Source organism: Streptomyces sp. NPDC005402, from assembly GCF_040606575.1.
Classification (GTDB): Bacteria; Actinomycetota; Actinomycetes; order Streptomycetales; family Streptomycetaceae; genus Streptomyces.
Genome location: NZ_JBEXFB010000019.1, coordinates 12,102 through 23,844 on the forward strand (window position 1 = coordinate 12,102; position 11,743 = coordinate 23,844).

The 11,743-nt window shown below is 70.7% G+C and carries 10 protein-coding genes; 1 reads left to right on the forward strand and 9 read right to left on the reverse strand.

What is annotated here, in order from left to right:
• Positions 1–27: 27 nt before the first annotated feature.
• From ABZT02_RS31400 to ABZT02_RS31440, 9 genes are all read right to left on the reverse strand, one after another.
• Positions 28–1,809 (reverse strand): FAD-dependent oxidoreductase, encoded by a 1,782-nt coding sequence (locus tag ABZT02_RS31400; protein WP_356023447.1) that lies wholly within the window; start codon positions 1,807–1,809, stop codon positions 28–30.
• Positions 1,809–2,069: a UBP-type zinc finger domain-containing protein gene (locus tag ABZT02_RS31405; protein ID WP_356023449.1), complete on the reverse strand. Its 261-nt coding sequence runs from the start codon at positions 2,067–2,069 to the stop codon at positions 1,809–1,811. The genes ABZT02_RS31400 and ABZT02_RS31405 overlap by 1 nt, the downstream gene beginning before the upstream one ends.
• 6 nt (positions 2,070–2,075) lie before the next feature.
• Positions 2,076–2,534 (reverse strand): thioredoxin, encoded by a 459-nt coding sequence (gene trxA / locus ABZT02_RS31410; protein WP_356023451.1) that lies wholly within the window; start codon positions 2,532–2,534, stop codon positions 2,076–2,078.
• Entirely contained in the window at positions 2,531–5,170 is a 2,640-nt protein-coding gene (gene clpB / locus ABZT02_RS31415) for an ATP-dependent chaperone ClpB (protein WP_356023453.1), read from the reverse strand. Before clpB ends, trxA begins: the two co-directional genes overlap by 4 nt.
• Positions 5,161–5,529 carry a chaperone modulator CbpM gene (locus ABZT02_RS31420; RefSeq protein WP_356023456.1) on the reverse strand — a complete coding sequence of 123 codons (369 nt, stop codon included), beginning with the start codon at positions 5,527–5,529 and terminating at the stop codon, positions 5,161–5,163. The genes clpB and ABZT02_RS31420 overlap by 10 nt, the downstream gene beginning before the upstream one ends.
• On the reverse strand, positions 5,529–6,458 hold the full coding sequence (locus ABZT02_RS31425) for a J domain-containing protein (RefSeq protein WP_356023458.1): 930 nt from the start codon (positions 6,456–6,458) through the stop codon (positions 5,529–5,531). Before ABZT02_RS31425 ends, ABZT02_RS31420 begins: the two co-directional genes overlap by 1 nt.
• Positions 6,459–6,464: 6 nt before the next feature.
• Complete coding sequence (gene grpE, locus ABZT02_RS31430) at positions 6,465–7,052, reverse strand: nucleotide exchange factor GrpE (RefSeq protein ID WP_356023460.1); 588 nt, start codon at positions 7,050–7,052, stop codon at positions 6,465–6,467.
• Between the two features lie 10 nt (positions 7,053–7,062).
• Positions 7,063–8,979, reverse strand: coding sequence for a molecular chaperone DnaK (gene dnaK, locus ABZT02_RS31435; RefSeq protein ID WP_356023462.1), 1,917 nt, complete (start codon positions 8,977–8,979; stop codon positions 7,063–7,065).
• A 67-nt stretch (positions 8,980–9,046) separates the two neighbouring features.
• A complete protein-coding gene (locus ABZT02_RS31440; RefSeq protein ID WP_356023464.1) occupies positions 9,047–9,574 on the reverse strand; it encodes a general stress protein in 528 nt (175 codons plus the stop codon).
• A 303-nt stretch (positions 9,575–9,877) separates the two neighbouring features.
• Here ABZT02_RS31440 and ABZT02_RS31445 point away from each other — a divergent pair, with 303 nt between their 5' ends.
• Positions 9,878–11,587 carry a helix-turn-helix domain-containing protein gene (locus tag ABZT02_RS31445; RefSeq protein ID WP_356023466.1) on the forward strand — a complete coding sequence of 570 codons (1,710 nt, stop codon included), beginning with the start codon at positions 9,878–9,880 and terminating at the stop codon, positions 11,585–11,587.
• Positions 11,588–11,743 lie beyond the last annotated feature (156 nt).

Below are 11,743 nucleotides of genomic sequence, written 5' to 3' on the forward strand. Positions count from 1 at the left end.
TCTCGTGATGTCGTCGCCCGCTGGGTGTCATGCGAGCCAAGCGGACTCCTTCGGACGGGTGTGCGGGGAGCTGTCGGTGCCGCCGGGTGCGGCCGTGTGGCCCAGGTAGCGGTGCACGAAGTGGATGCTCATCGCGCCTTCGCCGACCGCGGAGGCCACGCGCTTCACCGAGCCGCTGCGGACGTCGCCGGCGGCGAACACGCCGGGCAGGCTGGTCTCCAACGTCAGGCAGTCGCGACCTTGGCTCTGCCACAGTTCGGGAACGGAGCAGGCCTGCGCCTCCGCGCCGGTGAGCACGTAGCCGCGCGCGTCGAGGGCGAGCGCGCCGGACAGCCAATCGGTGTGAGGGTCCGCCCCGGTGAAGACGAACAGGGCCCGCACTTCGAGGTGGCGGTGCTCGCCCGTACGGTGGTCGACCACGGTCACCGCCTCCAGCTCCTTGTCGCCGAGCGCCTCGGTCACCTCGGTGTGCAGCAGGACGCGCACCCGCGGGTGGCGCTCGATCTGATCGATCAGGTAGCGGGACATGTGCGCATCGAGGCTCTGCCCACGGACGAGCAGATACACCTGTGGTGCGTACCCGGCCAGGAACAACACGGCCTGGCCCGCGGAGTTGCCGCCGCCGACCACCGCCACCGGGTCGGCACGGCACTGCTGGGCCTCGTAGACGGTCGCCGAGTAGTGGACGCTCGCGCCCTCCAACGGCTCGATGCCGGGCACGTGGAGGCGGCGGTAGCGGGCGCCGGTGGCCAGGACGACGGTACGGGCGGTGAGCTCGCTGCGGTCTGCGAACCCGACGGCGTAGTGGCCGTCCCGCCGTTCGAGCCGGGCCGCCTCCGCGGGGAGGCTGATCCGGGCGCCGAACTTGTCCGCCTGGAGCACGGCGCGTTCGGTGAGTTCGGCGCCGGAGATGCCGGAGGGGAAGCCGAGCAGATTCTCGATGCGGGACGACGTGCCGGCCTGGCCGCCGGTGGCCATCGCCTCGACCACGGTCGTGCCGAGGCCCTCCGAGGCGGCGTTCACCGCGGCGGCGAGACCGGCCGGACCGGAGCCGACGATCAGGACATCGCCGCGGCCGTTGCCCGACTCCAGGCGCGGCAGGCCGATCAACCGGGCCAGTTCGGCGTTGCTCGGATTGCGCAGCAGGGTGGTGTCCCGCCAGATCACCAGCGGCGTCTGCTCCGGACCGACCCCGAAGCGGCGCAGCAGAGCCTCGGCCTCCTGGTCCGTCTCCAGATCGATCCAGCGGTGCGGCAGCCGGTTGCGGGCGGCGAACTCGCGCAGCCGACGGGTGTCGGGCGAATAGCGCGAGCCGATGATGCGGAAACCGGCTCCCTGCCCGACGAGCAGGGCACGGCGGCCCAGGCAGGCGCGCAGCACCACGTCACCGAGCGTGGAGTCCCGGGTCACCAGGTCACGCAGCTGATCCATGGACAGGGCGAGGATCTCGCCGGGGTCCCTGACCACGGCGGTGTAGAAGGCCACCTGTCCGTTCAGGAGGCCGAGTTCGCCGATGAAGCGACCGGGGCCGTGCACACGCAGCAGGCGTTCGCCGGGTGTGCCGTAGCCCTCGACGACGGCGATCGAGCCACTGAGGACGACGTAGAACACCTCGCACCGCTCGCCCTCCCGGATCAGCACGTCACCTGCCTCGGCGGCGCGCCGCCGGCCGTGCTGCGCCAGGCGGGCCGTCTGATCGTCCGACAGGCGGGGATAGGCGCCGTGGAGGTCGGGAGTCTCGAAGGGGACGCTCTCCTCCACCTCGTCCGGCACCGGCGCCGCGCCCGGCCGCGTCTCGTCGCCGGACATCACACGAACGCCTCGTGGACGAAGCACCACCGCCAGTCCTCGCCGGGCTCCAGCGACGCCACGATCGGATGGCCGTCGGCGGCGGCGTGGCGGCGGGCGTGCCGGTTCGGCGAGGAATCGCAGCAGCCTACGTGGCCGCAGGTCAGGCAGAGCCTGAGGTGGACCCAGGGGGAACCCGTGGCCAAGCACTCCTCGCACCCCTGGGCGCGCGGGGTGACTGGGCGTACGAGGGCGAGGTGGGGGTCGGTTCGTACGGTCATGGCCGATCATCCTTTCCCGGCCGATTCGTGGCCCGCGATCGACTGCTGCACCCACCGCCGCAGGGCAGGGGCAGGTGCGGCACCCGCCTGCCGGGCGATGGTTCGGCCTTTGTCGAGGACCAGCAGTGTCGGTACCGCCTGGACCTCGAACCGCTGCGCCAGGCGCGGGTTCTCGTCGATGTCGACCTTGACCAGCTTGATCTGTCCCGCGAGGTCGGCGGCGACCTTCTCCAGTGCGGGGCTCACCATGCGGCAGGGGCCGCACCAGGTGGCCCACAGGTCTACGACGACGGGGACGGTGGCCTGCTCGACGACCTCGGTGAAGTCGTCGTCGCCCGCGTCGGCCATCCACGGCAGAGGCTGCTTGCAGTTGCCGCACATGGGGCGGCCCTCGGCGGCCACGGGTACCCGGTTGGTGCGCCCGCAGTGCGGGCAGGTGACGTTGGTGGCCTGCATGGTGCTCATGCCGCCCTCGCTCCCCTCACGTCCTGGGGCTGGTCGTAGGTGACCACCAGCTCTCCGTGCTCGGCGTCGACGCGGACCTTCGCGCCGTCCTGGACGTCGCCGCGCAGCAGGGCGCGCCCGACCAGTGTCTCGACCTCGTGGGAGATGTAACGCCGCAGCGGCCGGGCCCCGTAGACCGGGTCGTAGCCCTGGTGGGCGATCAACTCGCGTGCCGAGTCGGTGAGTTCGACGGTGATGCGGCGTTCGGCGAGGCGGCGGCGCAGTTCGTCGAACTGCAGCTCCACGATCCGCTCGATCTGGCGCTCACCGAGCGGCTTGAACAGCACGATGTCGTCGACACGGTTGAGGAACTCCGGGCGGAAGTGCCCGCGCAGTTCGCCCATCACCAGGGCGTGGGCGTCCGGCTTGATCTCACCCTCGGCGGTGGCGCCGTCGAGAAGGTGCTCGGAGCCGATGTTGGACGTCATGATGATCACGGCGTTGCGGAAGTCGACCGTGCGGCCCTGAGCATCGGTGATGCGTCCGTCGTCGAGGACCTGCAGCAGGGTGTTGAAGACATCGGTGTGCGCCTTCTCGACCTCGTCGAACAGCACGACCGAGTACGGCTTGCGGCGTACGGCCTCGGTGAGCTGGCCGCCTTCCTCGTAGCCGACGTATCCGGGCGGTGCGCCCATGAGCCGGCTGACGGTGTGCCGCTCCTGGTACTCACTCATGTCGAGGCGGACCATGTTCTCCTCGGAGTCGAACAGGGCCCGGGCGAGGGTCTTGGCCAGCTCGGTCTTCCCGACGCCGGTGGGGCCGAGGAAGATGAACGAGCCGATGGGGCGGCGCGGGTCGCGGATGCCGGAGCGGGCGCGGATGATGGCGTCGGCGACGAGCTTGACGGCCTCGTCCTGACCGATGACGCGCTCACGCAGGATGTCGTCGAGGCGCAGCAGTTTCTCGCGTTCGCCCTCCTGGAGGCGGGAGACGGGGATGCCGGTCCAGGCGGCGACGATCTCGGCGATCTCCTCCTCGGTGACGACCTCGCGCAGCAGCCGGTTCTGCCCCTGTTTGGAGGCCAGTTGCTCCTCCTCCGCGGCGAGTCGGCGCTCCAGGTCCTGGAGGCGGCCGTAGCGGAGTTCGGCGGCCCGGTTGAGGTCGTAGGTGCGTTCGGCCTCCTCCGCCTCGTGGCGGACCTGCTCCAGTTCCTGGCGCAGCTCCTGCACGCGGCGGATCGCCTGCCGTTCGGCCTCCCACTGGGCGTGTTTGGCGTCGGCCTCGCCGCGCAGGTCGGCCAGTTCCCTGCGCAGTTCCTCCAGGCGGGCCTTGCTCGCGGGGTCGGTCTCCTTGGAGAGGGCGGCGTCCTCGATCTCCAGGCGGGTCACCCGGCGGGTGATCTCGTCGAGTTCGGCGGGCATGGAGTCGATCTCGGTGCGCAGCCGGGCGCATGCCTCGTCGACGAGGTCGATGGCCTTGTCGGGCAGGAAACGGTCGGTGATGTAGCGGTGGCTGAGGGTGGCGGCCGCGACCAGTGAGGTGTCCTGGATCTTGACGCCGTGGAAGACCTCGAGACGTTCGCGCAGGCCGCGCAGGATGGAGATGGTGTCCTCCACGCTCGGCTCGTCGACCAGGACCTGCTGGAAGCGGCGTTCGAGGGCGGCGTCCTTCTCGATGTGCTTGCGGTACTCGTCCAGGGTGGTCGCGCCGATCATGTGGAGTTCGCCGCGTGCCAGCATGGGCTTGAGCATGTTGCCCGCGTCCATGGCTCCTTCGGCGGCCCCCGCGCCGACGACCGTGTGCAACTCGTCGACGAAGAGCAGGATCCGCCCGGCGGCGGCCTTGACCTCGCTCAGCACGGCCTTGAGGCGTTCCTCGAACTCACCGCGGTACTTGGCGCCCGCCACGAGCGAGCCCATGTCGAGGGCGAACACCGTCCTGTCGCGCAGCCCTTCGGGCACGTCACCGCGCACGATGCGCTGGGCCAGACCCTCCACGATGGCGGTCTTGCCGACGCCGGGGTCACCAATCAGGACGGGGTTGTTCTTGCTCTTGCGGCTCAGGATCTGGGTGACGCGGCGGATCTCGGCGTCCCGTCCGATGACGGGGTCGAGCCGCCCGGCCCTGGCCTCGGCGACCAGGTCACGGCCGTACTTCTCCAGGGCCTCGTAGGCCACCTCGGGGGTGGCGGAGGTCACGCGCTGGTTGCCGCGGACCTGCGTGAGCGCGCCCAGGAAGGAGTCGCGGGTCACGCCGCGCTCCTTCAGCAGGCGCCCGGCGGCGGTCGCCGAGCCCTCCTCGGCCAGCGCCAGCAGCAGGTGTTCCACGGACACGTACTCGTCCTTGAGGCGTTTGGCCTCCCGCTCGGCCGCGTCCAGCAGCCGGGCCAGGCGCTGGGTGACGAAGACCTGGCCCGGCGCCGCCCCCGGGCCGGTCACCTTGGGCCGGCGGGAGAGCTCCTCGCGTACGGCCGCGCGCAAGTCCTCCGGCTCGGTGCCCGACTGCTGCAACAGCCGCGGGATCAGCCCCTCCTCCTGGTCGAGGAGGGCGAGCAGCAGATGTTCGCCGTCGACCTCGGTGTGGCCCAGGCGGCCGGCGGCGCTCTGGGCCTCCTGCAGGGCTTCCTGTGACTTCTGGGTCAGGCGGTTCATGTCCATGGTGGTAGATCACTCCTCATGCCTGCACGCCGCAGCGCGGCTTCGAGCAGGCTGATGCGGTCGAGCAGGTCGAGCACCAGACCGAGGGACGCGTAGTTCAGGCACAGCCCGGTACGCAGCCGCTGAACGCGGGCCAGGGCGGCCGGGGCCGTGGGGGCGAACACCAGTCGTCCGGAGGCGTCAGGACCGGCGTCCACCAGTCCGAGGGCGACGAACCGGCGGACCAGGTCGGGATGGAGGCCTGAGCGGCGGGCCACGGTCTCCAGGGAGAGCATGGGCACGGGCACGATCGCGTACTGCACGCCCGCCTCGGTCGTTTGCGCGTGGGGTGGGCGGGCCTTGGCCGGTCGGTCGGTCATCAGGTCCTCCTGGGGTCGAACGAGGAGACAGCGGCAAGTTCCTCCAGCAGCTCGCGCTCCCGGTCGCTCAGCCGGGGCGGCACCATGATCCGCAGCTCCGCGTAGAGGTCTCCGTCAGCGCCGCGAGGGCTCGGCATGCCCTCGCCGCGCAGCCGCAGGCGCCGTCCGCTGGAGGACCCGGCGGGCACGGTCACCTTCGCCGTGGCACCGCTCGGGGTGCGCACCGGCACGGTCGCGCCCAGCGCGGCCTCCCACGGGGTGACCGGAAGCTTCACGTGGACGTCCCGGCCGTCGAGGCGGAACTCGGGGTGGGGCTGGATCCGCACCCTCAGGTACAGGTCCCCGGCGGGAGCCTCGTCACCGCTCCCGCGCCCGCCCTCCCCGGCCAGCCGGATGCGCTGCCCGTCGGTGGTGCCGGGCGGCACGTCGACCTGGTAGCGCCGCTGCCCGGCCGGTCCGGCGAGGGTGACCGTACGGCGGCCGCCCCGATAGGCCTCCTCGACGGTGAGCGGCAGTTCGGCCTCCTGGTCGGCGCCGGGCACGCGCATCCGCCCGGCGCCGCCGAACAGCGAGCCGAACAGATCCTCGACGTCGACCCCCTCGCCCCCGAAGCCCGACGTGGAGTACCGCACCCGGGGACCGCCGCCTGTGCTCCACCGGGAGCCGCTGCCGGCGCCGGCGGCGACCTGCTCCTCCCAGTCCTCCGGGATCTTCCGGAAGTCCTCGCCGAAGCGGTCGTAGCGGGCTCGCTGCTCCGGATCGGACAGGACGCTGAAGGCCTCGTTGATCTCCTTGAACCGCTCCTCCGCCTCAGGGTCCTTGTTGACGTCGGGGTGGTACCTGCGGGCCAGGGTGCGGTAGGCCCGCTGGATCTCGTCCCGGTCGGCGGTGCGCGGAACGCCGAGCACCTCGTAGAAGTCGCGTGCCATGGACGGTCACTCCCGCTTGGCGACGGTCACGGCGGCAGGCCGCAGCTGCCGCTCGGCCTCCCCGTAACCGGGTCGCAGCACTTGGACCACGGTGTTCGGGTCGGCGTCGGGATCCTGGACCACTCCGACCACCTCGTGCCGGGCCGGGTCGAACTGCACACCTTTCTCCGCGTGGCGCGGGTAGCCCAGCCGCTCCAGGACGTTCACGGCCTGGTCTCGCACGGCCCGGACACCCTCGACGATCGCACCGGGGTCGGCGGCCCCCGCGTGGCTCAGGGCGAGTTCCAGGTTGTCGATGACGGGCAGGAAGGCCGCAGCCGTACGGGCGCGTTCGGCCGCGACCACCCGCTCCAGCTCCCTGGCATGGCGTTTGCGCAGGTTGTCGAGGTCGGCCAGGGCACGCCGCCAGTTGTCCTCGGCCTCTCGCAACGCTGACGCGTACTCGTCGTCGGGTGCGGCGGTGCCGGTTGCGGCGTCGGGCCCTGGCTCGGCCTCTTCGGTCCGCGGTCCAGGCTGCTCGAGGTCCCCGCGCGGCGGCTGTACGGCGCCTTCCGGCGGCGGGTCGGGCTCTCGGCCCCGGGATGGGATGGGCATGGCGGGCACCTCAGCCCTTGTCGAACTCGGCGTCGATCACATCGTCGTCGCCCCCGGCTCCGTCCGGCGTGGCCCCGCCGGGGCCGGCTCCGTCCGGCGATCCGGTGCCCGTGGGACCGCCCGCGGCGGCTCCTGCCTGGTGGGCCGCGAGGCCCGCGAAGACCTGCTGGAGTTCGGAGGCCAGCGGCCGGACCTTGTCCACCCCGGCCTCGTTCTTGACCGCGTCGCGGGCCTCGGCCACCAGCATCTCGGCGCGGGCCTTCTCGTGCGCGGGCGCGGCGTCGCCGAGCTCTCCGAGGCGCTTCTCGACCTGGTAGGCGATGGCGTCCAGTTCGTTGCGCGCGTCGACTGCCTCGCGCAGGGCCTGGTCCTGTCCGCGGTTGCGTTCGGCTTCCTCGACCATCCGCTCGACTTCGCTGCCGTCGAGGTTGGAGCTCTCGCTGATGGTGATGCTCTGTTCCTTTCCGGTGTCCTTGTCCCGCGCGGTGACGTTGAGGATGCCGTTGGCGTCGACGTCGAAGATGACCTCGATCTGCGGCTCGCCGCGCGGCGCGGGGCGGATGTCGGTGAGCTGGAAGCGGCCCAGGACCCGGTTGTCGGCGGCCAGCTCACGCTCGCCCTGCAGGACGACGACGTCGACGGCGGGCTGGTTGTCCTCAGCGGTGGAGAAGGTCTCGGTGCGGCGCACCGGGATGGTGGTGTTCCGCTCGATGATCTTCGTCATCACGCCGCCGCGTGTCTCGACGCCCAGCGACAACGGGGTGACGTCGAGCAGCAGGACATCCTTGACCTCGCCCTTGAGGACCCCGGCCTGGATCGCGGCGCCCTTCGCCACGACCTCGTCGGGGTTGACGCTCATGTTGGGGTCCTTGCCGCCGGTCAGCCTGCGCACGAGGGTCTGGACGGCGGGGATGCGGGTGGAGCCGCCGACGAGGATGACCTCGTCGATGTCGTTGTCACTGACCTTGGCGTCGTCCATCGCCTGCCGCACCGGGCCGAGGCAGCGCTCCACCAGGTCGCCGGTGATCTGTTCGAACGTGGATCGCATGATCGTCTCGGTCAGATGCTTGGGCCCGGAGGCGTCGGCCGTGATGAACGGCAGGCTGACCTGCGTCTGGGTCACCGAGCTGAGCTCGGTCTTGGCCTTCTCCGCGGCCTCGAACAGGCGTTGCAGCGCCTGCGGGTCCTTGCGCAGGTCGATGCCGTTCTCCTTCTGGAACCCGTCGGCGAGCTGGTCGACCAGCCGGCGGTCGAAGTCGTCGCCGCCCAGATGGCTGTCGCCCGCCGTGGACCGTACCTCCACCACGCCGTCGCCGACGTCGAGGATGCTGACGTCGAAGGTGCCGCCGCCCAGGTCGAAGACGAGCACCGTCTCGTGCTGCTTCTTGTCCATGCCGTAGGCGAGGGCGGCCGCGGTCGGCTCGTTGATGATCCGCAGTACGTCCAGGCCGGCGATCCGTCCGGCGTCCTTGGTGGCGGTGCGCTGGGCGTCGTTGAAGTAGGCGGGCACCGTGATGACCGCCTCCGTGACCTTCTCGCCCAGCTGCTTGGAGGCGTCGTCGGCGAGCTTGCGCAGCACCTGTGCGCTGATCTCCTCGGGAGCGTAGAGCTTGTCGCGCACTTTGAAGCGGGCGGCGCCGCCGTCTCCCTCGACCACGTCGTACGTGACGGCCTTGGCCTCTTCGGAGATCTCGTCGAAGTGCCGTCCGATGAACCGCTTGGCCGAGTAGATGGTGCCTTTGGGGTTGAGGATCGCCTGGCGACGGGCCAGCTGGCCCACCAGGCGCTCGCCGGTGTCGGTGAAGGCCACCACGGACGGTGTCGTGCGGTTGCCCTCGCTGTTGGGTACGACCGACGCCTCGCCGCCCTCCCAGACGGCGATCACCGAGTTCGTGGTGCCCAGGTCGATGCCTACTGCCTTGGCCATGAGGAACTCCTTCCGCGACGGGCGGCCCCGTTCGTCCTCGGAGGCGCGCCGGGTTTTCCGCACTCGGTCAGGTGACGGCGCGGCCGCTCCGCGGGCGGCCGCTCTTCCAAGCCCCGCTGCCGGTGCTGGTGCCGGTCCCGCTGGGCAGTTCGGCCGGCAGCCGCACCGCCTCCTCGGCGACCGCTTCGTCGGCGACGACGTCGTACTGGCTGGGCTGCATGAAGCTCACCGAGGCGAAGTCCCGGCGGCCACGCCGGGCCGCGTGCACCACCAGGCCGAGCAGAGCACCGACGAGGGCTCCGAGAACCAGCCCGTACAGGGCGAGCAGCAGTCCCGACACGACCGGGTCCAGCCAGTTCAGCAGCCCGAAGATCCACCCGATCAGTGCGCCGGCCGGGGCGCCGCTCGCCGCGCCGTGCAGCGCGGCCCCGCCAAGTCCCATGGGGCCCGTCACCTGCTCGACCAGGCGCACGTCCTGCCCGATGACGGCCGCCCTCTCGACGGGAGAACCCCGATCGGAAAGGTGATCGACGGCGCGTTCCGCCTCCTGGCAGGTCGTGTACGAGGCGATGGTCCTGCGGGCCTGCTCGTTCATTAGCCAGTCCTTCCTGCCAGGCCACCGGTGCGCCCGGCGATCCCCGACAAGCCCAGAGTGGCAAGGGAGCAGCGCGCTCCGCCTGCACCCGGCAGGTCAGAAGTCGACGCAGTCTGTCGGTCCACGAGAACAAGGAAAAATTCAGACAAGTCGGATGACGTTGCCTGGGCTGGGTACTCAGGTCTCGCCCAGGCGCGGATTCCCACGACTCGCTCGATCTCCTCCGATGACCGGAGGAGAACGGAATGATCTATGGCCTGCCATCCGTCACGAAGGCTGTCCTCTCACGTCTCCGACCAGGAAGTGACCCGCCACCCGAGCAACACCGCGGGCACCGAACGGCACGACCCCCACACGCTCGCGGGGCTGGACCCGCACGGGCTGCTGGTGCTGTCCCACACCCTGTTCGCCTGCGCCGAGCAGAGCGAGATCGTGCGGTTGGCCATGGGGCACGTCAGTGCCCTTGGTCCCTACCACGCCGAGGCCGGATACCTCGTGACGGGCGACGGTCTGGCCCGCGTCCCCGGCCACGACGCGGGAGCGCCGAAGGCCGACGACGCACAGATGAAGGACCTCGATGAGGCCGACGGCTCCGTATCCCTTCCGGGGCGGTCCTGGACCTGGGCGTTCGGCCTGCGCGGGGCCGGCGGTCTGCTCGGCTACATCCTGGTCTCCTGCCGCTCCGGGCCCGACGAGCAGGGGCGCTTCCTCCTCTCGACCCTCGTGGGGCTCGCATCGGCGGCCCTGTCACTGACGGTCACGCGTGCCGCGCAGCACGACAAGGCCGCCGAACTGAGCCGACTCCGCGCCGAACGGGACACCGCACTGCTGCAGCTGGACACCATGCGCTCCGAAGTGCACCTGCAGAAGACCGTGCACGAGGCCCTCGCCCGTGTCGCTGCCCGGGGCGGCGGCGAGGACGCCATCACCCAAGCACTGTACGAGCTCACCGGGCTGTCGGCGCTCATCGAGGACCGGTTCGGCAACCTGAAGTCCTGGGCCGGTCCCGACCGCCCCGATCCCTATCCGGTGCGGTCGTCGACCTACCAGGAAGAGATGCTGCGGCAGGTCGCACACGAGGCGGGCCCGGTCAGAGTCAAGGACCGGCTGATCGTCCTGGCCCGACCGCGCGGCGACGTCCTCGGCGTACTCGCCCTCGAGGACCCCGAAGCGACGGCCGACGAGCACACCAGGTTCGCCTTGGATCATGCCCAGCGGTCGCTCGCCCAGGAGCTCATGCATATGCGCGACCTCACCGAGGTCGAACTGCGGCTGCGCCGCCAACTGATCGACGACCTGTTGGAGGGCACTGACGAAACGAGCGCCTACGCCCGGGGCCAAGCCGTCGGCCACGACCTGCAACGTACCCACTACGTGGTAGTGGTGGACTGGCTGGGCAACGCCGCGAACAGCTCCTTCACCCGTGCCATCGAGCAAGCGACGGCCACCTCGGCGCCCCGTCCGCTGATCACCCGTCGCGGCGACCGGATGGTCCTGCTGACCGAAGTGAGGCCCGACGAAGATGCCGTGTACACGGCGCTGGCCCATGAGCTGGGAACGCCTGACGGAGCGATCGGGGTGAGCACCCGCTGCGACTCCCTGGACGGCATTCCCCGCTGTTATCAGGAGGCACTGCGGGCCCTGGAGGTGCGGCAGAATTCCCGCCAGCGCAGCGGGACGACGTTCTTCGACGACCTCGGGCTGTACCGGATCCTGGGGCCCGGAAACGATCTCCGGGAGCTCGAAGACTTCGTGCGAGAGTGGCTCGGCCAGCTGATCGACTACGACGTGGAGCACGACACCGAGTTGGTGGAGACGCTCTCGCGCTACTTCGACTGCGGAGGCAACTACGACGATGCGGCCGCCGCGCTGACGGTCCACCGCAGCACCCTGCGCTACCGGCTGCAGCGCATCCGTGAGATCAGCGACCGCGACCTGGCGGACGTGGACACCCGGCTCAATCTGCAGGTGGCAACGCGCGTCTGGAAGATCATCCTGGGCGGACCGCGCTGACCGCGGGCACCTGGAGGGCCGGTGCTGCGGGTCAGCCCGGCACTCGAACAGGTCACCCGTGAGTCAAAGTCGATGTTGCCGCCTGATCGCATGCCGCCCAGCCCACCTGCGGGCAGTTTCCGCAGCTCGGAGGGGGACGCGGTTGCTGTTCGTGTC

Excerpts from the sequence above, each read along its gene's own strand:
- ABZT02_RS31400 (WP_356023447.1), bottom strand. The coding sequence starts at position 1,809 with ATGTCCGGCGACGAGACGCGGCCGGGCGCGGCGCCGGTGCCGGACGAG.
- ABZT02_RS31405 (WP_356023449.1), bottom strand. The coding sequence starts at position 2,069 with ATGACCGTACGAACCGACCCCCACCTCGCCCTCGTACGCCCAGTCACC.
- trxA (WP_356023451.1), bottom strand. The coding sequence starts at position 2,534 with ATGAGCACCATGCAGGCCACCAACGTCACCTGCCCGCACTGCGGGCGC.
- clpB (WP_356023453.1), bottom strand. The coding sequence starts at position 5,170 with ATGGACATGAACCGCCTGACCCAGAAGTCACAGGAAGCCCTGCAGGAG.
- ABZT02_RS31420 (WP_356023456.1), bottom strand. The coding sequence starts at position 5,529 with ATGACCGACCGACCGGCCAAGGCCCGCCCACCCCACGCGCAAACGACC.
- ABZT02_RS31425 (WP_356023458.1), bottom strand. The coding sequence starts at position 6,458 with ATGGCACGCGACTTCTACGAGGTGCTCGGCGTTCCGCGCACCGCCGAC.
- grpE (WP_356023460.1), bottom strand. The coding sequence starts at position 7,052 with ATGCCCATCCCATCCCGGGGCCGAGAGCCCGACCCGCCGCCGGAAGGC.
- dnaK (WP_356023462.1), bottom strand. The coding sequence starts at position 8,979 with ATGGCCAAGGCAGTAGGCATCGACCTGGGCACCACGAACTCGGTGATC.
- ABZT02_RS31440 (WP_356023464.1), bottom strand. The coding sequence starts at position 9,574 with ATGAACGAGCAGGCCCGCAGGACCATCGCCTCGTACACGACCTGCCAG.